This is a genomic window from Nonomuraea sp. NPDC047529 (genome assembly GCF_040642995.1).
Classification (GTDB): Bacteria; Actinomycetota; Actinomycetes; order Streptosporangiales; family Streptosporangiaceae; genus Nonomuraea.
In genome coordinates this window covers 161,521-182,709 of sequence record NZ_JBEYTJ010000015.1, presented here as the reverse complement: position 1 = coordinate 182,709, position 21,189 = coordinate 161,521, and the positions used below count along the sequence as shown (strand labels likewise).

Below are 21,189 nucleotides of genomic sequence, written 5' to 3'. Positions count from 1 at the left end.
ACGCGGCCGATGACCGGGTGTCGCCCCGCTGGTGGCTCAGGTGGCCGGCCCGTCGTGGTCGGTGGGGGCGCGGTGGAGTGGCACCGAATCGGTGGCGAATCGCGCGGCACGAGGCTCGCGTTCGTCTCCGAACCGGCGGGTGAGGATGTCGTAGAGTTCCGGGCGTCGTCCCTGGAGCCATCGCCGGCCCGTCGACAGCGGCAGCAGGGAGAGGTCGAGGTCGGCGATCACCATGTCGTCCCCCGCCTTCCAGGTCTCGCCGAGGATGCGGCCGTAGGGGTCGATGACCATCGCATTGCCTGTGCGGATCTCGTCGTCGTCCTGGCCGATGCCGTTGCTGAACAGGATGAACAGGCCGTTGTCATGGGCGCGGGCGGGCAGCCAGCGCATCAGCCACCCGCGTCCGCTGGGGCCGCGCAGCTCGGCCTCGATCGCCTCCGGGGCGCGGCGGCGATCGTGCCAGAGCTGCGCGGGGATCGGCCGCATCCCGTGGGGGCTGCGTGAGTCGGTGCCGCCGGTCTGGTGGGGGGCCAGCAGGATCGACGCACCCAGCAGCGCACTTGCCCGGACGTTCTCGACCAGGTTGTTGTCCCAGCAGATGAGCACGCCCACGCGTACGCCCCAGGGGGTGTCGAAGACGGTGTAGGAATCGCCACTGCTGATCGCCTCGTGTTCGAAGGCGTGCAGTTTGCGGTGGCAGTGGACGTTCCCGTCCGGCATGCACACGGCGTAGCTGTTGAACAGGCGACCCTGCTCGTCGATCTCCAGGAAGCCGGCCCCGATGGCCATGCCGTGATCGGCCGCCAGCTGCCGGACGACCGAGATCGACGGCCCGGCCAGCGGCTCGGCCAGCTCGCGGAGCCGGTCGACGGGGTGTCGGCGCAGGTGCCAGTACCCCAGCAGGCACATCTCCGGGAAGGCGAGGATCCGCACTTCCGCGGCGGTCGCCTCGCGCACGTAATGCTCGATCCTGGCCAGGTTGTAGCTCTTGTCGTCGGGCCGGGGCTCGAACTGAACGGTCGCGCCGCGCACCGCCACGTCACCTTGTTCCACTGCTGACTCCTCCACGTCGCCGTTTCGACAGCAGGTGACCATACGCGTCTTCCATGCGTCCAATGAATTCCATATGGCTTTCTATAGACTCCAGGAATGGAATTGATGCTGCTTCGCGCCTTCCTGACGGTGGCCGAGCTGGGCAGGTACGGTTCGGCCGCGCAGAAGCTGCTGGTGACGCAGCCGACGCTGACCAAGCAGATCCAGTCCCTGGAGGCACGGGTGGGAGGCCGGCTGTTCCACCGCGGGCGGCACGGTGCCACGCTCACCGACCTGGGGGCGATCCTGCTGCCCGAGGCGCAGGATCTGGTGCGGCGCGCCGATGCCCTGGCTCTGCGCATCACCAGGGCGGCCGCCGGGGAGATCGGGCGCCTGTCGGTCGGCTTCGGGCTGTCGAGCATCGATCTGGCCCCGCGCGCCGTGGCCGCCTTCCGTCGGCGCCATCCCGACGCGCACGTCACCCTGGACGACATGTCCTCCCAGGAGCAGTTCGACCGGCTCGCGACCGGGGAACTCGATGTGGGCTTCGTCCGGCTTCCCGAGGGGGACGCCTGGGCCCACATGGTGCTGGACACCGATCGCCTCGCCCTCGCCTCGACCGGCGAGCACACTTCGCCGCCGCAGGACGCGTCAGACCTGCCGCGCTGGGTCGCTCGTCACCGGTTCGTGCAACTGAGGAAGGACAGAGGGCCGGGCCTGGTCGGGCAGATCGAACGGCTGTGCGGGGCCCTCACGGTTCGTCCCGACGTCGTCCAGGAGGCAGACGACCTGCAGACCGTGCTGGCGCTCGTGGCAGCCGGGGTGGGCGCGGCGTTCGTCCCGGCCCGCGCCGGCCGCATCGCGCCCCCGCCGGTCACCGTCACCCCGGTCCTTCATCCGGTGGCGGAGTGGCAGATCGCCGTGGTGTGGAACCGTGATCGCGTTCAGCCCATGACGGCCAACTTCCTCGCCGTTCTTCGAGACACTCCCGCGTTGTCCGGCCGGACGACATACGGTGCGACGTCACCATCGGACGACTTCGGCTGAGGCGGCGTCCCGTATCCGCCGCCTCGCCTCACGAGTGGGCACAGGGGCCATCACCTCCTGGTTTGGGGAGATCGGGAGCGATGGCAGGCGGTCGTCGAGAGCTTGCGCTGGGGTTCTCCGGCCGGAGCCCGTACGGATCTCCAGGCCGGCCTCACTGCTCTTCTCTTCGATGTCTCTCCATCGTCAGACCCACATCCACGAAGAAGGCCGCGAGGAGCAACACACCGCCGACGGCCAGCAGAATCGTGGTCGGGATCTGAACGAGATTGCGAACGTCCTCGCACGCGTTCACATGGTCCTGACCGGCGGAATCGGACGGCGAGATGAAGGCCGAACCACACTCCGAGCCACCTTCGGTAAGGGGCATCACCCCAGCAAGCACACCGGCACCAACAAAGAGGAAGGCAATGAACACGATCGCCTTGATGGACATACGTGATCCTTCGGCATGATCGATGCGGAGAAGGATCCTTCCATATCGCCCGCAGATGCGAAAGTGCTGGCCCAGCGCCTGATGACCCACCGCCCCCGGGGTGATCCATCCAGATGGTCGTGTGAGCCCTAACGGGCGATCACCCGCACCTCGGGAAACCGCGAGGAACGCTTGTCGAGCAGGTTGCCCTTGCGCCGTAGATGCAGGTCGAAGAAGGCCGTGGTGTAGGCGCGGGTGACGGCCACGGAACGCGCCGCCGACAGTGTCCCGTTCACCGCCTGCAACTGCTCCTTCGACAGGCCGATCACCGGCGCCGCCTGCTCGTACACCAGCGGCAGGTCGGTGTAGGAATTGTGCTTGGCGCCCTTGGTCTTCACGTGCAGCCGCCAGCCCTTCAGCCGGGACCAGAAGGCCTTCTGCCCGCGGATGGGCTTGTCGAAGATCTCGGCCTCCATCAGCATGTACGGCCTGGTCAATCCCTTGGCGGCCACCTTGCCGAGTGCGGGTCCGTCCAGGTTCAGCACCGCCTTGACCCGCCGATCCTCCAGCATCGTCGCGGCGGCCGTCGCTCCTCCCGCGGAATGGCCGAACATGCCGACCCTGCTCAGGTCGAACGCGCCACGCAGCCCCTTCGGCAGCTTCCGGCCTTCGGCATCGGGGTTCTGCCCCTTGTTCAGTTCCTTGAGCTGGTCCAGCACGAAGCGCGTGTCAGCCACCCGTACCTTGACCTCTTCGGCCTTCTCCTCCAGCCGGCTCACCGGGACCGGCTTCAGGACCCGGCCGGTGACCGTGCCGTCGGGGAACTCCACCTCTCCCGCATCGCCTGGATGATCGATCGTGACCACCATGTAGCCCCGGCTGGCCAGTTCTTCGACCGTGGCGGTGTTCATGGAACGGTCGGCGCCGTTGCCGGGTGAGAACAGCACGACGGGCAGCTCTCGACCCGCCACCGGGGCCCCTTCTCGGCCATGGGTCAAGGGCAGGCTGACAGCCGCGGGCGAGAGGCCGTTGGTGCGGTAGAAGGCCTCGGCGGCGCGAGGCGGCAGCCAGGGCGCGGCGGGGTGGCCGTCCGGACGACGGGTGGGGTACCACAGGCTGACCATCAGCTCACGCCGGTCGTGCGTCTTGATCCACGGGTCGGCCCTGGAGCTGTCGCGCAGGTGCAGCGCGACGGTGCCGATCTCGCGCGGACCTGTCGGCTTGGGCAGGGCCACAGTGACGGGCTTCGACGCGGCCTGTACGGCGGGCCCGGTGACCAGAAGTCCGACCGCGACCGCGGCGGCCACGCCCCGTCTGAGCAATGCGTAGTTCATGACGGCCACGCTAGGGTGGCTCGCTGTCCGGAAACTCCCCACCGGAGATGAGTTCGGCCTTCCTGCGAACGGCGGAAGCACCCGTCCGCTCGGAGGGGAGATCAGGGCCCGTTTGAGGTTGAAACGGGCGGCACTCCCTGCTAGATCGATATGCACCGCGCGAGGCCGCCGTGTGACCGTAATTCAGCGGACATGTAGGTCCTTCGGCCGCTAGGGTCGGAGCCGATGCGGAATCCCGTCCGCCTGGGGAACTGAGGAGCCTGATGTCCACGACGATGACCGGAGCTTCCGTTCGCCCCTTGGTGACCGCAGTCGCGGCCTTGTGACGCCGCGCGTGTAGCAGCGAAGTCAGCACACATCCCGGTCACCGGGGCGAAGTGACACGTGTCACCGACCCTTGGCGCTGTTCGGCGTCTCCGTTCGCCCTTCCGGGAGTTTTGCTGTGTCCGCTCGTCATTCTTCACTGCTCCATGTTCGTGTCCTGGTCGAACGCCTGCTCGGCAGGAAACCTCAACCGTCGACGTCGGCTCCGAGCCCCGCTGACCAGACTGTCAGCCGGAATGTCCGCCTGCTGAGCTGGTTCAACTTCCTCGGCGACTTCCGCCTGTACGGGCCGATCATGGTCATCTACTTCGCGCAGGTCACCGGCTCGTACGCCGCCGCCGCCAGCCTCCTGGCGGTGAAGATGCTGTCTTCGGCGGCGTTCGAAGTGCCTACCGGGGTGCTCTCCGACCGCCTCGGCCGACGCGGCACGATGATCGCCGGCGCCGTCGTCATGACGGCCGCCCATCTCGGTTACGCCGGCGCTTCCGGCTACGGCCTCCTCCTTGCGGCCGTGGTGCTGGAGGGGTTGGCGACCTCGCTGTGGAGCGGCAACAACGAGTCCCTGCTCTACGACACGTTGCTCGAAGCCGGCCGGGAGGAGGAGTTCCCCCGGCACTCGGGCCGGGTGAACTCGATGTTCCAGATCGCGCTCGCACTGGCGGCAGCCCTGGGCGGCGTGGTCGCCGGCACCTGGTCGCCGCGGGTGGTGGTCGTCTTGTCGGTCGTGCCGCAGGTGCTGTGCGTGCTCGTCGCCCTGCGGGTCCGGGAACCGCGGGTGCACAGCCCGCGGGAGTCGAGCGTGCCGGCGCATCTCGGATCGGCTCTGCGCGGCATCCGACGTAATCCGGTGCTCCGCCGGATGACGCTGGTGTCGGCGCTTCGTTACAGCAGCGAGAGCGCGGCCCAGTTGTCGCCCGTGTTCGTGACGGGGCTGTGGCCGCTCTGGGCGCTGGGCCTGTGGCGCACCTTCGGCCATGGCGTGGCCTTCATCGGCTTCCGCGTCAGTGGCTGGATGATCGGCCGGGTGGGCGCGGCCCGCACTCTGCTGTTCGGTGAGCTGTTCGACAACGTGGCGAACTTCCTGGCGCTGGTCAAGCCGACGGTGTTCTCGCCTCTGCTGCTCGGGTCCCCGGCCTACGGCATGTCGACGATCGCCCAGCAGACGTTGCTGCAGCGCGAGTTCACCGACCGGGAACGCGCGACGATGGGTTCGCTCGCGTCGCTGCTCGGCAGCGTGCTCTACGCGCTCGTCGCCCTGGGAGCCGGCCTGGTGGCAGACCGCTGGGGCATCGTTCCGGCGTTGCTCGCGATCCAGGCGGTGGTGCTGATCGCACTCCCGCTCGCCTGGTGGGTGCACGCGCACGCTTCCTCGCTCCCCGCGGGCGCCGGGACAGCGACGGACTGAGCGCCCGCTCGCCCCCGGCCCGGCCTGCGGTCGACGTGGTGGGCGCCGGAAGCTCACTTGTGTGGCCATAGGCCGGCGAGGCGGGCGATGCGGAGGCCGGCGTGCAGTTCCAGGCGGACCGACCCGTCCGTGATGTCGCAGTCGATGACCTCGCGGATGCGGTCGAGCCGGTAGTAGAGCGTGCTGCGGTGGATGCGCAGACGTCGTGCCGTGCCCTGGATCTCGCCACCGCTGTCGAGGTAGCCCTCCAGGGTCGTCGCGAGTTCGACGCCGTGCGGCGCGTTCAGCAGGCGTCGCACTCCGGTGGGGAGCTGGCTCGGCGTCAGCCGGTCGAGCGGCAGTTGCAGGAACAGTCGGTCGATGCCGAGGTCCTCCCAGAAGACCCGCTTGCCGTAACGGTGCCGATCCAGCCGGGAGGCGCGGGAGGCGAGCTGGGCCTCGTGGTAGGAGTGCACCGCCTCCGTCAAGGACGGCTTCACGCCGCCCACGCCCGCCACGACCTCTTCCAGATCGGGACCGGCGAGTGCGCGTTCAAGCCTGTCGTGATTGACCGGACGCGGAAAGAGAACGATTCCCTCGGCCCCGAGAACGGCACCGACGATCTTCACGGTCGTCGATCTCGTGGTGAATTCAAGGGTCGCCTCGACGGCAAGTCGCGTCACCGACTTCGAGGACGATTCCGGAGCCTGGAGAACGAGAACCGAGTAATTCTCGACATCGTCGATGAGATCGTCCCGGACGAGGGTTTCGGCTGCCTTCGAGCGGGCCTCCGGCGATCCTCCGAGCAATGCCGCGAGAAGGTGCTTCGAATTCTCCTTGCCGTGCCTGCGCTCGGAGATCCGCAACGAGAGCAGCGCGCCCATTTCCGGCGCGGCGGATTCCAGGATTTCGAGGTCGTCGGCGCACGGCGTTTCCCGGTCCTCGACGTAGTAGACGTAGCCGAGCAGTTGCTGCTCGTGACGCAACGGCAGGACGACCAGCTCCCCGTCGTCCTGGGTCACCCGCACGCCGTGCTTGGCGTGGTGCAGCCGATACTCCTTGACCAGCGACTTCGTCACCGGCGCCGTCGAGCCCGCGAGCAACCGCGCGAGCCGGGCGAGCCGGGCGTCGGTGTCGTGGACGCTGAACGCCGCGATCTTCAGGTCGTGGTCGAGCACCACCAGCGCCACGCCGAGGCGATCGGCCAGATCTTGGACGGCGTCATCAAGGCTCACCGGGGTTGCTCCTCTCCTGCGACACAACGTCGGATCGGCACCAACAAATAGCGACAGATCGTACGAAGCGCTTCAACAGGGTGTCTGTCTACGGTGGTGCGACAGCGCACAAGTTAGCAATGCGAGAGGTGAAAAGGCCAAGCCCGCCGTCGCCTGGCGGGCCTGATCCCGGCCGTTCACCCGATCACTGCGCATCCTGAGCAATGCCCGTGCATGACGGGAAGGAGCCCATTCTAGTGACCGAGCGCACCGTCGAAACCCATGGCTATTCCACTTTCTTCCTGGAAAGCGGCGACGAGGCCCACGAGACCGTAATTCTGCTGCACGGCGGCGGCCCCGGCGCCAACGCGGTGTCGAACTGGAGCGGCTTCATCCCCGCCCTGAGCGACGACTATCACGTGCTGGCTCCCGACCTCGTCGGCTACGGCCGCACCGACCATCCCGAGGACATGCCGGGCAGCCTGACCGGATGGATGCGCATGCGGGTCGAGCAGGTGCTCGCTCTGATGGACGTCCGCGGGATCGAGCGGGCGCACCTGGTCGGCAACTCGATGGGCGGCGCGCTCGCCATGCACCTGGTGATGACGGCGCCGGAGCGCTTCGCCCGCGTTTCCCTGATGGGCAGCGCGGGCGGGCACTCGCAGCCGACGCCCGAGGTCATGCGGATGGTGTCCTTCTACAAGGACCCGACGATCAGCGCGCTGGAGAACCTCACCAAGTGGTTCGTCTATGACGAGGACGCGCTGGGCACGTCGATCTCGGAGATCACCGAGACGCGCTACAAGGAGGTCATGCGGCCCGAGGTGCGGCGTTCCTTCGAGCGCTTCTTCTCCTCCTCGCCCGCCGAGATGGCCGTGCCGCCGTCGGCGCTGCGCCGGATGCCCCACCCGTTCCTCATCGTGCACGGCCGCGAGGACCGTTTCGTCACCCCCGACTCCAGTGTCTTCCTGCAGCAGCACCTGCCCAACGCGCAACTGCACATCTTCCCGCACTGCGGCCACTGGGTGCAGATCGAGCGCGCCGCCCAGTACGCGGCGCTGCTGCGCGGCTTCCTCACCGACGCGTTCTGACCTCGTACGACCAGGAGACAACAGGCATGGACATCAAGCAGCTCGGCTACCTCGGCCTGTCCGCGCGCGAGCCGGACGCCTTCACCACGTACGCCACGGACATCCTCGGCATGCAGCGCGTCGCGGGAGAGGACGGCGCCACCCACTTCCGCATCGACGACGTGCACCACCGCGTCACCGTCGAGGCGGGAGAGCAGGACGGCGGCGCGTACTACGGCTGGGAGATCGCCGACGCCGACGCGCTGAGCGCCGCGCTCGACGAGCTGAGCGACCACGGCGTCGTGGCCCACCAGGCGACGCAGCGCGAGCTGGAGATCCGCCGTGTGGCCGGCATGGCGCACTTCCTCGACCCCGCGGGCAACCGGGTCGAGCTGTTCCACGGGGCCTCGCCGGGCGAGGGGCAGTTCACCTCGGCGCGGGACATCGAACGGTTCGTCACGGGTGACCTCGGCCTCGGCCATGTCGTGCTCGCCAGCCCGGACGTGGCGGCCCAGCAGCGGTTCTACACCGACGTCCTCGGCTTCAAGATCAGCGACACGATGCGCGTGCCGTTCCAGGCCACGTTCCTGCACACGAACCCGCGTCACCACAGCATCGCCTTCGTGGACGGCCCGTTCTTCGGCATCCACCAGCCGTTCCTGCACCACTTCATGCTGGAGGTCCCCGACATGGACCAGGTCGGCCGGACCTACGACCTCGTGCTCGACCGCGACGTCCCGGTCACCATGACGCTCGGCCGGCACAGCAACGACCAGATGTTCTCCTTCTACGCGCAGTCCCCCGTCGGGGTGCACACCGAGTTCGGCAGCGGCGGCGTCCTCATCGACGACGCGACCTGGGAGGTCACCGAGATCCCCGGCCCCGACCTCTGGGGCCACCGGCACTGACGTCACCCTTCTAGGAGCCATTGACATGGAAACCCTCACCCCCGTCGTGGAGACGGACGTGCTGATCGTCGGGGCCGGCCCGGCGGGCGCGACGGCCGCGGCGCTGCTGTCGACGTACGGCATCGCCAACGTGGTGCTCAACAAGTACGCCGGCGTCTCGAACACGCCTCGCGCGCACATCACCAACCAGCGCGGCGTCGAGGTGCTGCGCGACCTCGGGCTGGAAGGCGAGGTGACGAAGAACGCGACCCCGCAGCACCTGATGGGCGAGCACGTGTACGCCACCAGCCTCGCCGGGCAGGAGCTCGGCCGCCTGCGCACCTGGTACACCCATCCGCACTTCAAGGCCGAACACGACCTGGCCAGCCCGACCTCCGTGTGCGACCTGCCGCAGCACGTGCTGGAGCCGATCCTGGTCAACGCCGCCGCCTCGCGCGGGTCGTCCGTGCGTTTCAACACCGAGCTGCTGACGTTCACGCAGGACGACGACGGCGTGACCGCCCTGGTCAGGGACAGGCTGACCGGCCAGGAGTACGGCATCCGCAGCAAGTACCTGATCGGCGCGGACGGCGGCAACTCGACCGTCGCCGCGCAGGCGGGCCTGCCGCTGGTCGGCAGGATGGGGCTGGGCGGCTCGATCAACGTGGTGTTCGAGGCGGACCTGACCCGCTTCGTCGAACACCGCCCGGGTGACATGTACTGGTTCGTTCAGCCGGGCGTCGGTCACGACGGCAACGGCATCGGCGTGCTGCGCATGGTGCGCCCGTGGACCAAATGGGTCGGTGTGTGGGGATACGACGTCGACGCCGGGCGTCCCTCGCTCACCGAGGAGGACGGCGTCCGCATCGCGCACCAGCTGATCGGGGACGACCAGGTGCCGGTGAAGGTCGAGTCGATCTCCATCTGGGCGGTCAACGACGTCTACGCCACCGACAACATGGCGGGCCGGGTCATCTGCGTCGGCGACGCCGTGCACCGGCACTCGCCGATGAACGGCCTGGGGTCGAACACCTCCATCCAGGACAGCTACAACCTGTGCTGGAAGCTCGCGATGGTGTTGCGCGGCGAAGCCGGGCCGTCGCTGCTCGACAGTTACCGGGACGAGCGGCTGCCGGTCGCCAAGCAGATCGTCCAGCGCGCCAAGCGCAGCGACGGGCTGATGCCGCCGATCTTCATGGCGCTGCGCCTGCCGCCCGCCTCGGGCGCGCGGGAACTGCGGGACGCCCTCGACGCCCTGCTGCGGCCGACGGCCGAGGGCGCCCAGCGGCGGCAGGAGTTCGACGCCGCGCTGCGGGCCACGATCATGTGCTTCAACACGCACGGCGTCGAGACCAACCAGCACTACACGTCCGGCGCGATCGTCCCCGACGGCACACCCGAGCAGCCCGCGCCGCGGGACGAGGAGATCTACCACTTCGCCTCCACCCGTCCGGGACGCCACCTGCCGCACGTGTGGCTGACCAAGGACCAGCAGCGCGTCTCCACCTTCGACCTGTGCGGCCGGGGCCGGTTCACCCTGCTCACCGGCGTCGGCGGCGCGGCCTGGCGGGAGGCGGCCGGACGCGTCGCCGAGCGCCTCGGCGTGCCCGTCCGCGTCCATTCGATCGGCCGCGGCTGCGACTTCGAGGACAGCTACGGCGACTACCGCGCCCTTTCCGAGGTCGCGGAGGACGGGGCTCTCCTGGTCCGTCCCGACCACATGGTCGCCTGGCGGTCCGCCACCGCGGCGGACGATCCGGAGGCGGCGCTGAGCGCCGCGCTCGGCCGGATCCTCGGCCTGACGACCAAGGAGTAGGGGGCCATGCGCATCGCGGTGGTCGGCGGCGGGCCCGGCGGGCTGTTCTTCGCCGCGCTGATCCGGCAGGCGGACCCGTCGTCCGCGGTAACCGTCTTCGAGCGCAACCGCGCCGACGACACCTTCGGCTTCGGGGTCGTCTTCTCCGACCGGACCCTGGAGGCGATCCACGAGGCCGACCCCGTGCTGCGCGCGGCCCTGACCGAGCACGGCAGGCACTGGGACGACATCGAGGTGCGGCTGAAGGGCGAGCGGATCAGGTGCGGCGGCAACGGCATGGCCGCGGTCGTCCGGCGCACGCTGCTCCTGCTGCTGCAGGAACGGGCCCGCTCGGTCGGGGCGGACCTGCGGTTCTCCACCGAGGTGACGCTCGACGACCTGGCGGGCTACGACCTCGTGGTGGCCGCCGACGGGTCCTCCTCGCGGATCCGCGAGGAGCTCGGCCCCGGCCTCGGCTCGCAGGTGGAGACCGCCACGGCCAAGTTCATCTGGTTCGGCACCGACCACCTCTTCGACGGGCTCACCTTCATCCACGAACGCGGCCCCGACGGCGTCTTCGCGGTGCACGGGTATCCGATCTCCGACACCATGTCGACGTTCATCGTGGAGACCGACGAGGCGTCCTGGCGGCGTGCCGGTCTCGACGCGTTCGACGAGAGCCTGCCGCCCGGGGCGAGCGACCTGCGCTCCAAGGCGTACCTGGAGAGGTTGTTCGCCGAGCAGATCGAGGGCGGACGGCTGCTCACCAACAACTCCCGCTGGGCCGGCTTCCGCACGCGCCGCACCCGTCACTGGCACACCCTGACCCCGCGGCCCGTCGTGCTGCTCGGCGACGCCGCGCACACCGCGCACTTCTCCGTGGGCTCGGGCACCAAGATGGCCATGGAGGACGCCGTCGCGCTCTCGCGGGCGCTGGCCGGACACCCCGGCGACCTCGGTACGGCCCTCGCGAGCTACGAGCGGGCGGCCCAGCCACCGGTCCGGCACATCCAGGACTCGGCGCGGCCCAGCCTCGCCTGGTGGGAGAGCTTCGGCAGCTACTACGACGCCCTTGAGCCGTGGCAGTTCGCCTACCACTTCATGTCCCGCAGCATCTCCGACGCGCGGCTGGCCAGACGCGCGCCGCAGTTCACCGGCTGGGCCCACCGCCGGTGGCGGGACCTGCACGGCGCCGCTCCCCTGGAGACGCGCTTCGAATCCGCGGGCTGGTCGGCGCCCGGCCGGCTGCTCGACGTCGTGGCCGCCGCGGACGGCGTCCCGGCCGCCGTCCGGGGGGAGAGCGATCTGCCGCTTTCGGTGACTCCGCTGCCCGGCGCGTGGGGCGCTCTGCTGAGGGCCCCGGACACCGAGGCCGGCCTGCCTGGTCTGTGCGATTCCATCGCCGCCGGACCGGCGCTGGTCGCCGTGCACGGCGGCACGGCCCTGACCCGTACCCGGCTGTGCGAGGAGGCACGGATGCGCGCGGGACTCCCCGTACTGCTGATCGAACGGGAATCTGACCGGGACCGGGCGCTGACCACGGTGCTGTCCGGCCGCGCGGACCTGGTCGGAGTCCTCACGTGAACGGCCTCGGAACCGGGCGGGGCGATCGCGCGAACGACCTCGGCCCGCTGTTCGCCCCGCGCGGCGTCGCGGTCGTCGGCGCCTCCCGCGACCCGGGCAAGCTCGGCGCCGCCATGGCCCGTTCGCTGTCCGGTTTCGACGGGTTCCTGGCACTGGTGAACCCGCGCGACGCCACCATGCACCCGTCCGTCGGCGCCGCGGCCGGCGCGGGGCCCGTCGACCTCGCGCTGCTCTGCGTCCCCGCCGCGGCCTGCGCCGACGTGCTCGGCGAGGCGGCCGCCGCGGGCGTGCGGGCCGCCGTCGTGTGCGGCGGCGGGTTCGCCGAGGCGGGCGGCGCCGGGATCGAGCATCAGCGTCGGCTCGCCGCCGTCGCCCGGGACTCCGGCCTTCGGCTCCTCGGTCCGAACACCAGCGGCTTCCTGGCCCCCCACGCGCGGCTGACCGCCAGCTTCGTCCCCGGCGCCCACCGGGTGACGCCCGGCGCCGTCGCCGTCGTGGCCGCCAGCGGCGGCGTCAACCACGCCCTGGCGTTCGCGCTGACCGAGGCGGGGCACGGCGTCAGCCTCGCCGTCGGCCTCGGGAACGCGGCCGACGTCACGGCCCCCGACGTCCTCGACCACCTCGCCGGCGATCCCCGCACCACCGCCGTCGCCCTGCACGTGGAGTCGGTGGCGGACGGGCCCCGGCTGGTCGCGAGCGTGCGCCGGCTCACCCCGACCCGGCCGGTCGTCGCCCTGGTCGTCGGCCGCCACGATGTCGGAGCCTTCGCCGCGTCGCACACGGGGGCGCTCGCGACCTCCTGGCGCACCACGCGCGCCGCACTGGCCCAGGCGGGGGCGGTCCTCGTCGATGACGAACGCGAACTCGTCGACGCCGTCGGCGCGCTCGCGGTGACGCGGGCCCGGCCCTGCGCCGACCCGGGGGTCGGTGTCGTCACCGCCCAGGCGGGTCCGGGGCTGCTGCTCCTCGACGACCTGCGAGGACGGGGGATCCGGGTGCCCGAGCTCACTCCCGGCACCCGCCGGAGCCTGGCCGGGCTGCTGCCGCCGCTGACCTTCCAGCGCAACCCGGTCGACACCGGCCGCCCCGGGCCCGAGCTGGGAGCGGTGCTCGCCGCCACCGGCGCCGACCCCGGCGTCGACGTCATCGCCGGGTACGTCCTGCACGAGCCGGACGCGGTCGACGTCGTCGCCGCCGTCACGGAAGGCGGGACCGCGGGCGTCCCCGTCGTCCTCGGGCTGGCGGGAACGGGCGACGACGTCACCCGCGACCGCAGGGCCCTGCGCGAGTCGGGCGTCCCCGTGGCCCACGACGCCCGCGGCGTCGCCGCCGCCACCGCCGCTCTGCTGGCGGACGCCCGCGCGCGCACACCCCGACCGGCCGTCCCGGACCCGTGGCAGGCGCCGACCGGCCTGGCCACCCGGTACGACGAGCACGAGGGCAAGGAGCTGCTCGAACGGCTGGGCGTGGCGACCATGCCACGCCGTGCCTGCGCGGACCGGGCGGCGGCCCACGCCGCGTTCGACTCCGTCGGGACGCCGGTCGCCGTGAAGCTGCTGGACGCCGAGATCCTGCACAAGACGGAGATCGGCGGCGTGCACCTGGGCGTGTCCACCCACGCCGGCCTGGACGCGGCGCTCGACGCGCTGGACGCGGCCGGCGCGCGCCGCTACCTGGTCGAGGCCATGGCGCCGGCCGGGATCGACCTGGTGGTCGGCGCGCGGCGCGACGTCGTCTTCGGCCCCCTGGTGCTCGTGGGGCTGGGCGGCACGGTGGCCGAAGCCCTGGCCGACGTCACCGTCAGGCTCGCCCCGCTGTCCCCCGGCGAGGCCGCCCGCATGCCGTCCGAGCTGGCCGGGCGGGCCCTGCTCGCCGGGTGGCACGGCGGCCCCGTCCTCGACCCTGACGACCTCGGCACGATCGTCTCCAGGCTCGGCGACCTGCTGGCCGCCAATCCGCTCCTGGACGAGATCGAGGTCAATCCGCTGCGGCTCACGCCACAAGGTCTGATCGCGCTTGACGCCGTCATCCTCACCAGGAAGGCCGACGATGCCCACACCGATCACTGAGCACACCGTGCCCTGGCCGGACGCCGACGTCGCCCGTTTCACCGAGCGGGGCTACTGGGCCGGGGCCGCGATCGGCACCCTGCTTCGAGAGGTCGCCGACCGCGATCCGGACGCCACGGCGCTGGTCGACGGGACGGGCCTCCGCCTCACGTACGGCGAGCTGGCCGACCGCGCCGACGCCGCCGCCGGGCGCCTGCGTGACCTCGGCCTCGCCCCGGGCGAGCGGATCATCATGCAGCTGGGCAACTCGTGGGAGTTCGTCGTCCTCCTCCTGGCGTGCCTGCGCGCCCTGTGCGGCCCGCCCGCCGGCCGGGCCGGCTTCGACGCGCCCCCTCCCTCCTCCCGGGACGTGGCCGTCTTCCTGCTGTCGGGGGGCACGACGGGCCTGCCCAAGCTCATCGCCCGCACCCACGACGACTACGCCTACAACGCCCGGGCCAGCGCCGAGGTCGCCGGGATCACGTCGGAGTCGGTCTACCTGGTCAGCCTGCCCGCCGGGCACAACTTCCCGCTCGCCTGCCCGGGGATCCTGGGCGTCCTGCTCGCCGGTGGGCGGGTGGTCATGCTGCCCTCGCCCGAGCCGGTACGGGCCTTCGCCACGATCGCGGCGGAAGGCGTCACGCACACCGCGCTGGTGCCCGCGGTCGCCGGTCGCTGGCTGGAACGGGCCGCCGAGCACGGCGCCGGGCAGCTCGCCACCCTGCGGGTCGTCCAGGTGGGCGGCGCCCGCCTGGCGGACGAGCTGGCGTACAAGGTCAAGCCGGTGCTCGGGACGACGCTGCAGCAGGTGTTCGGCATGGCGGAGGGCCTGCTGAACTTCACCGGCCTGGACGACCCCTCGGAGACGGTGTGCACCACGCAGGGCCGTCCTCTGTGCCCGGACGACGAGATCAGAATCGTGGACGAGCAGGACCGGGACGTACCGGACGGCCAGGCCGGACTCCTGCTCACGCGCGGGCCGTACACCCCTCGCGGCTACTACCGGGCCGCGGAGCACAACGCCCGCTCCTTCACCGGCGACGGCTGGTTCCGCACGGGTGACATCTGCCTGCGTACCCCCGAGGGCAACCTCGTGGTGGCCGGCCGCGACAAGGACATGATCAACCGGGGTGGGGAGAAGATCTCCGCCGAGGAGGTCGAGAACCTCGTGTACCAGCTCCCCTCGGTCAGCCAGGTCGCCGCCGTGGCCATGCCGGACGCCCTGCTCGGGGAACGCGTGTGCGTGTACGTCGTGCCCCGGGACGGCGCGACGGTCACGCTGGAGGAGATCCGCGCGCGGATGGAGAGCGCGGAGGTCGCCCGTTTCAAGCTTCCCGAACGGCTCGTCGTCGTCGGGGAACTCGCCTGGACCAAGGTCGGCAAGATCGACAAGAAGGCCCTCCGGACCGACATCGCCGTCCGCCTCAGGGCGGAGCAGCGCGGCACGGGCACTCGCGAAGCGGCACAGGGCGAGGGCGATGGGAGAGACGCGTTCGGAGGGGTAGGAGCAGCCGGACGTCACTTCATGGAACAGGACGTGAGGGAGTCGAGATGAAGGCTGCAAAAGGTGATCAGCTGATCGTGGAGGGCACGCGCGACGGCGAGCACCGCCGCGTGGGGTTCATCGTGGAGGTGGCACACGCGGACGGCTCGCCGCCCTACCTGGTTCGGTGGCTGGACGACGATCACGAGTCCCTCGTCTTTCCGGGGCCGGATGCGCGAGTCGTCCACGCCGTCCGATGAGCGAACACCGCCGGGCCGCCTGAACCCTCGTGCGCGGGGTTTCGGCGCCCTGCGGGCTCCGGCGATGCGCGAGCCATGCCGTGGATGCGCGTCGGCGCGCGCGCCGGTCCGGGTGCTGCCGGTTCGGGCAGGCCGTTGACCGGGCTCACGCCCCCTGGGGGCCGTCCGCGAGCCCGGTGTGGGCGGCGCAGAACGCCAGCGCGTCGGCGTGCAGGTCGTGCCAGCGGGAGGCGGCGCGCGCGCCGTGGCCCACGCCGTCCTCACAGCGCAGCAGGATCGGCTGCTCGGAGGCGGTGGCGTGCTGCAGGGCGGCGGCGAACTTGCGGGTGTGCATGGCGTCCACCCGGGGGTCGGTGCGCGGGGTGGTCAGCAGCACCGCCGGATAGCGGATGCCGGGTCGCACCTGGTGGTAGGGAGAGTAGCCGAGCAGCACCGGCAGGTGGTCGGGGTGGTCCGGGTCGCCCAGTTCGGTCGTCCACAAACGGCCCAGCCCGAAGCTCGGGTAGCGGACGAGGTCGGTGACGGAGTCGGAGCAGACGGCGGCGGCGAACAGCTCCGGGGCGCGGGTGAGCGCGGCGGCCACGAGCAGGCCGCTGTGCGAGGCGCCCTTGATCGCGAGCTGACCGGCGGTGGTCCAGCCGTCGTCGATCAGATGACGGGCGGCGGCGATGAAGTCCGCCACGGCGTTGGGCTTGTTGACGCCGCGCCCGGCGGCGTGCCAGGCCGTGCCGTACTCGCCGCCGCCACGTACCGCGGCGATGGCGTAGATGCCGCCGGCGGCCACCCAGGCCAGCGTGGTGGGCGAGTACGTGGGCCGGAAGGAGGCGCCGAAGCCGCCGTAGGCGGTCAGGACGGCCGGGCGCGGGCCTCGCGGTCCTGGGCGGGCGAGCACGTACAGGTGCCCGGCGCTCTGGCCGCAGGGGTAGGTGAGCCGGGCGACCGTGGGCGCGTTCGCCGGGCGTGGCGCCCTCTGCCTCCCGCCGGGCCGTCGCCATGGGCGGCACCCTTGGTCGCGCGGGTCGTAGCGGTACACGGCCGGTGCGGTGACGAAGTCGTTGTAGGTGAAGTGGGCCTCGGCGCCGCCGGGCGGGCCGGTCAGGCCCGTGATGGTGCCCGGTCCGCGGCCGGGTGCCGGGACGGTGCGCAGGAAGGCGCCCTCGCCGTCGTGCAGGCGCAGTTCGGCGCCGTCGGGGCTGATGAGGCTGACCAACAGGTACGGCTGCCGGCGGGGACCGACGAGCGGGACGCAGCCGGACAGCACCGCGGGAGCGCTGGAGGTGACCAGCGTCCGCCACCGGGAGGCGTGCGGGTCGCCGGGCTCGACGGCGCAGACACGACCATAAGGGGCTTCTGCGTCGGTGACGGCGTACAGGCGGCCGGCGGGGCCGGATTTGAGCATCGCGGTGGTGTGGTCCCGGACGCCGTCGTGGATCAGGCGCGCGTCCAGGATGTGCTCCTGGCCTGGGACGATCGGGGCCAGCCACAGGCGGTTGCCGCTCTGGGCCCCGGGGGCGGCGCTGATGGACAGACCGTGGCCGTGGGGGCTGATGGCGATGGACAGATGCGGCCAGGCGGTGGAGAAGACGACGGCGTCGTCGTCCGCGGTGTGCAGGCGGTGCAGCCGTACCTGGCGGCGGAGCGGGAACGGGCCGGTGGAGAGGGTCAGGTAGTAGAAGCCGGAGTCGTCGGGCAGCCAGGCGATCGGCGTGATCCGGCCGGGGTGCAGCGGCCCGGCCACGACGCGCCGGCGAGGCACGTCGAGAACCTGGAGGACCGGCCGCTCGTCGCCGCCGCGCGAGGTCTGGTAGGCCAGCAGATCGCCGGTCCACGACGGCCGCCAGGCGTCCAGGGTGGTCAGCGCCGACGGGTCCAGCCTCAGCGGATCGAGCAGCGGGGCCGGTGCGCGGCCGGCGAGGGCGGTCATGAGGACCGGCAGCTCCTGCCCGGCGGCGCGGTGCAGGTAGAAGCTTCGCGGCCCGCGGATCACCGGTGGGCCGGCCGCCGGGCCGCCGTCCGCCGCGAACTCCTCCAGCAGTCGCCGCAGCCGCGGCCGGTGGCGCCAGGCGGGGGCGTGCGCGGCCAGCAGCGCGGCCTGGCCGTCGAGCCAGGTGGCGCAGTCGGCGCTGTCGGCGTTCTCCAGCCATCGGTAGGGGTCGGTGACCAGGTGCCCGTGCAGCAGGTCCGCCGTCGGGACGCGGCGAGCGGGCGGGTAGGGCGACGGCACGGGCTCCCCTCCCCTCCCGCTCGCCGACGGGCCCGCCGAGGCGTCGGCGGGCCCGTCGGTGCCGGTCAGCTCAGCTCGCCGGTCGTGGCTTCGGAGCGCCAGTCCTCCAGCGAGGCCATCTCGTCGGAGAGAAGCCCAATAGGGAGGCCGGGCAGTTCGTTCATGACGTGATCCTTTCGGGTGCACCTTCTGGTACGCCTGCTCATGCCCGCCGCCGTATTGCTGAAAGTAGCCACTCGGTCACATTCAGCTAACGGAGAGATCAGGTGCGGATGCCGACGGGATGAGTCCCCGTCCGTGAGCGAGCAGCTCCGACGGCGGAGCTCGCCGGCGCTCAGGAGTTCCCGGGCGTGGGCCGCCACACGAGGGCGCGGCGCGAGCCGTCGGGGGCCTCGGCCCACCCGGTGATCTCGCCCTGCGCGTTGACGGCGTTGGCCATCGTGGCGGTGCCGGTCGCCGGGTCGGGCAGCAGGGCCGGAGCCGCGCCGGGGCCGGTCCAGACGGCCGCGTGGGCGGCGGTGCCGGCCCCCGTGCAGGTGTGCGTGCCGGCGATCACGTCGTCGTCGTTGACGGCCTTGGGCGCGGCCAGGCCGCCGGCGTCGGGCAGGCGCCGCATGCCCTCCTCGGCGCTCCAGATGTAGCCGCCCGCGAGCACGCCGTCCGCGCCGAGCGCCGACTGGCCGACGATGTGACCGTCGCCGTTAATCCCCTCGGCCTGGCTCCACCGGCCGCCGAGCGTGCCGAGCTCGGTGATGACGCCGTCCTCCCAGAGGAAGGCCCGGTGGGTCCGCTGGCCGGCCGGGCCGGGCGGTTCGAGGCGGCCCTGGGTGCCGGCGATCTGCCCGGCCGGGTTGACGGCCGCCGCCTGGCTGCCGGGGACGGCGGCGAGGTCGGTCCGGACGCCGTCCTGGATGCGGAACGCCTGGTAGCGGGCCGTGCCGTTGGGCAGCCAGTACCGATATTCGCCCACGACGACGCCCGCGCTGACGTCGTGGACCAGGGTGGGGACGCTGCCGAAGATGCCGAGGTCGGTCATCGTCCCGGCGCGCCAGTGGAAGGCGTGCCCCTTCTCCGTCGCCGTGTAGCTGCTGCCGACGACGTTGCCGTCCTCGTCGAGGGCGCCGGCGGAGGCGTGGCCGCCGCCGAGACTGCCCAGGTCGACCACCTGCGCGCCGTCCCAGACGGTCGCCCGCTGTTCGCCGGTCGCGCTCACGCTGGAGCCGGCGATCTGTCCCAGGTCGTTGATGTCGAGTGCGTACCCGGTGACGCCCAGGTCGGTGACCTCCCACTGGTCGGTGGTCGCCGGGCAGCCGTCCGCCGCGGCCGGCCCCGCGCCCGCCGCCTGTCCGGCCATGAGGAGGATGCTCGCCAGGATGGTCAGGCTCGTGCGTGTGGTTCTCATGGTCACCCCACTGTCCGAAGAGCCGGCAAAAACGATCACCAAGATATGGGCGCGATCGCCGGCCGCCAAGGCATGAAGGGGAACGTCACCATCCGTCCGCGGGCGATCCCGGAAGGCGTCGGCTCGCGGGCGGCGGGCCTGGGCACGCCGGGGCGGCCGAGGTCGGCGGAGCGGGCGTCGGCTGACACGTCGCGCCGCGGCAGGCGCGTTCGCGGGTCACTCTTCGGGGGTGTCGCCCCCGGCGGCGTCGGGCAGCCCTTCGAGCTCGCGTACGCGCTCGACCATCTCCAGGATCGCGGTCAGGCTCTTCGGCGAGAGCCCGGCCGCCCGCAGCGCGATGCCCCGGACGGAGGCGTCGCGCATGGCGGCGAGCAGCGACAGCTCGGCGTCGATGCGCTCGGCCGCCTCGTCGTCGAAGAAGTAGGCGGGCGGGACGCCGAAGAATCCCGCGAGCGCCTCGAGATGGCGCTTGGTGGGGTTGTCGCGCAACCCCTTGCGGAGCTGCCAGATGTACGTGCCCGAGATGGTGGGCCCGCCCGCCGCCCGCAGCGCGTCGGCGACGTCCTCGAAGCTGTATTCGCCGCCCTCTGGCGAGTGGACTGTGCGGAACAGGTGGTCCAGCTTCGCCGCTAGGGTACGGCGTCCCTCGGATGGGGTGTCGGGCATGATTCCTCTGCCGGATGCACGGAGGCGGCTGGGTGGAGAAGGGGACGCTGCCGCCAGCATAGCAGAGGAATTAACTTCAGTTGACGACCGAATAGCGTTCCGTTAACGACAGTCTACGTCGGCTCCAGCGCCCGGCCATGGTACAGCGTTTCCGCGTACGAGAAGACGTACCCCCTGCCCACCTCGACCGGGGCCAGTCGGGCGAGGTCGGAGTCCGGCACGTCGGGGAAGCGCACCTCGGCGCGGCCCGTCCAGATCTCCGAGAACTCCACGTCGCTCACCTCCGAGGTCACCAGCCGCGTCACCGGTTCCTCCGCCGGGAGCCAGGCCGGGAACAGCCGCGTGTGCACCAGCGGGACGGTGTGCAGGCGGGGCGGCTCGTCGGCGCGGCCCTCAAGGGTCACGGCCGCCTCGGCGACGCGCCTGCCGCCCGCCGACAGCGCGGCGTCGAAGCGGCCTCCGGGGGCGAGCCTGGGCCCCGCCCTGCCGACCCGGGCCGGCCTGATCTGGTGCACCTGACCGAACTGTTTGGGCATGCCCTGGATCCAGCCGCGTACCAGCGGCACCGGCTCGTCCACCCAGGCGTACGGGCAGCGGGCCAGAGGACGGCCGCGGTACTCGCAGGCGAGCAGGATCAGGAACTCCGCGAACCGGCAGCGGGCGGGGTCGGCCAGCTCGGCGCCGTCGGCGGAGCACCACTGCCACTCGGCGAAGACCGCGGCGGCGGCTCCCGGGTCGGGGCCCAGGGTGAGCTCCGGGGGCAGGAAGCGGGCGGCGGCCTCGGGGTCCACGCGGTAGTCGGCCATGATGACGTCACCGGAGAAGTGCCAGGGCGGCGGGGTGACCATCGCAGCACGCCCCGAGGGCGAGAGCGGGAGCGTGTAGCCGTGCGGGGACGCGGCGGGTGGGGACGCGGCGGGCTGGAGGTCGGCTGCGGTGGGCGAGGGTGCGGTGGGCGAGGGTCCGGTGTTCGGGGGGGCGGTCATCAGGGGGTCGTCTCCTGTCGGGGCATCGGATTCTCGG

Annotated in this window: 17 protein-coding genes; 9 read left to right on the top strand and 8 right to left on the bottom strand. The window is 71.6% G+C overall.

Annotated features, from left to right (window positions below):
• Nucleotides 1-36: 36 nt before the first annotated feature.
• On the bottom strand, nucleotides 37-1,053 hold the full coding sequence (locus ABZ815_RS24525; protein WP_357701590.1) for a nitrilase family protein: 1,017 nt from the start codon (nucleotides 1,051-1,053) through the stop codon (nucleotides 37-39).
• Nucleotides 1,054-1,149: 96 nt separating this feature from the next.
• Here ABZ815_RS24525 and ABZ815_RS24520 point away from each other — a divergent pair, with 96 nt between their 5' ends.
• Nucleotides 1,150-2,079 (top strand): LysR family transcriptional regulator, encoded by a 930-nt coding sequence (locus tag ABZ815_RS24520; protein ID WP_357701588.1) that lies wholly within the window; start codon nucleotides 1,150-1,152, stop codon nucleotides 2,077-2,079.
• Between the two features lie 151 nt (nucleotides 2,080-2,230).
• Here the strand turns inward: ABZ815_RS24520 and ABZ815_RS24515 are convergent, their stop codons facing one another.
• Together ABZ815_RS24515 and ABZ815_RS24510 are read right to left on the bottom strand one after the other, a co-directional pair.
• A complete protein-coding gene (locus ABZ815_RS24515) occupies nucleotides 2,231-2,512 on the bottom strand; it encodes a hypothetical protein (protein ID WP_357701586.1) in 282 nt (93 codons plus the stop codon).
• A 128-nt stretch (nucleotides 2,513-2,640) separates the two neighbouring features.
• A complete protein-coding gene (locus tag ABZ815_RS24510; protein ID WP_357701584.1) occupies nucleotides 2,641-3,825 on the bottom strand; it encodes a lipase in 1,185 nt (394 codons plus the stop codon).
• Between the two features lie 397 nt (nucleotides 3,826-4,222).
• Between ABZ815_RS24510 and ABZ815_RS24505 the strand changes: the two genes are divergently transcribed.
• Nucleotides 4,223-5,554, top strand: coding sequence for an MFS transporter (locus ABZ815_RS24505; RefSeq protein ID WP_357701582.1), 1,332 nt, complete (start codon nucleotides 4,223-4,225; stop codon nucleotides 5,552-5,554).
• Between the two features lie 53 nt (nucleotides 5,555-5,607).
• On the opposite strand, the gene ABZ815_RS24500 is transcribed toward ABZ815_RS24505, so the two are convergent.
• Nucleotides 5,608-6,768 carry a helix-turn-helix domain-containing protein gene (locus ABZ815_RS24500; protein WP_357701580.1) on the bottom strand — a complete coding sequence of 387 codons (1,161 nt, stop codon included), beginning with the start codon at nucleotides 6,766-6,768 and terminating at the stop codon, nucleotides 5,608-5,610.
• A 236-nt stretch (nucleotides 6,769-7,004) separates the two neighbouring features.
• On the opposite strand from ABZ815_RS24500, the gene ABZ815_RS24495 reads away from it, so the two are divergent.
• From ABZ815_RS24495 to ABZ815_RS24465, 7 genes are read left to right on the top strand one after another with little or no spacing between them, the layout of a single operon-like run.
• Nucleotides 7,005-7,838, top strand: a complete 834-nt coding sequence (locus tag ABZ815_RS24495) for an alpha/beta hydrolase (RefSeq protein WP_357701578.1) — start codon at nucleotides 7,005-7,007, stop codon at nucleotides 7,836-7,838.
• Nucleotides 7,839-7,864: 26 nt separating this feature from the next.
• Complete coding sequence (locus ABZ815_RS24490) at nucleotides 7,865-8,725, top strand: VOC family protein (protein WP_357701576.1); 861 nt, start codon at nucleotides 7,865-7,867, stop codon at nucleotides 8,723-8,725.
• Nucleotides 8,726-8,750: 25 nt separating this feature from the next.
• A complete protein-coding gene (locus tag ABZ815_RS24485; protein WP_357701574.1) occupies nucleotides 8,751-10,520 on the top strand; it encodes an FAD-dependent monooxygenase in 1,770 nt (589 codons plus the stop codon).
• Between the two features lie 6 nt (nucleotides 10,521-10,526).
• Nucleotides 10,527-12,083, top strand: a complete 1,557-nt coding sequence (locus ABZ815_RS24480; protein WP_357701572.1) for an FAD-dependent monooxygenase — start codon at nucleotides 10,527-10,529, stop codon at nucleotides 12,081-12,083.
• Nucleotides 12,080-14,152: an acetate--CoA ligase family protein gene (locus ABZ815_RS24475; RefSeq protein ID WP_357701570.1), complete on the top strand. Its 2,073-nt coding sequence runs from the start codon at nucleotides 12,080-12,082 to the stop codon at nucleotides 14,150-14,152. Before ABZ815_RS24480 ends, ABZ815_RS24475 begins: the two co-directional genes overlap by 4 nt.
• Nucleotides 14,133-15,686 (top strand): AMP-binding protein, encoded by a 1,554-nt coding sequence (locus tag ABZ815_RS24470; RefSeq protein ID WP_357701568.1) that lies wholly within the window; start codon nucleotides 14,133-14,135, stop codon nucleotides 15,684-15,686. Before ABZ815_RS24475 ends, ABZ815_RS24470 begins: the two co-directional genes overlap by 20 nt.
• Complete coding sequence (locus ABZ815_RS24465; protein WP_357701566.1) at nucleotides 15,683-15,874, top strand: DUF1918 domain-containing protein; 192 nt, start codon at nucleotides 15,683-15,685, stop codon at nucleotides 15,872-15,874. The genes ABZ815_RS24470 and ABZ815_RS24465 overlap by 4 nt, the downstream gene beginning before the upstream one ends.
• 145 nt (nucleotides 15,875-16,019) lie before the next feature.
• On the opposite strand, the gene ABZ815_RS24460 is transcribed toward ABZ815_RS24465, so the two are convergent.
• From ABZ815_RS24460 to mppR, 4 genes are all read right to left on the bottom strand, one after another.
• Nucleotides 16,020-18,098, bottom strand: coding sequence for a prolyl oligopeptidase family serine peptidase (locus ABZ815_RS24460; RefSeq protein WP_357701564.1), 2,079 nt, complete (start codon nucleotides 18,096-18,098; stop codon nucleotides 16,020-16,022).
• A 334-nt stretch (nucleotides 18,099-18,432) separates the two neighbouring features.
• Nucleotides 18,433-19,500, bottom strand: a complete 1,068-nt coding sequence (locus ABZ815_RS24455; protein WP_357701562.1) for a hypothetical protein — start codon at nucleotides 19,498-19,500, stop codon at nucleotides 18,433-18,435.
• A gap of 216 nt (nucleotides 19,501-19,716) precedes the next feature.
• A complete protein-coding gene (locus ABZ815_RS24450; RefSeq protein ID WP_357701560.1) occupies nucleotides 19,717-20,166 on the bottom strand; it encodes a helix-turn-helix domain-containing protein in 450 nt (149 codons plus the stop codon).
• A 113-nt stretch (nucleotides 20,167-20,279) separates the two neighbouring features.
• A complete protein-coding gene (gene mppR, locus ABZ815_RS24445; RefSeq protein ID WP_357701558.1) occupies nucleotides 20,280-21,152 on the bottom strand; it encodes an enduracididine biosynthesis enzyme MppR in 873 nt (290 codons plus the stop codon).
• Between the last annotated feature and the right edge of the window lie 37 nt (nucleotides 21,153-21,189).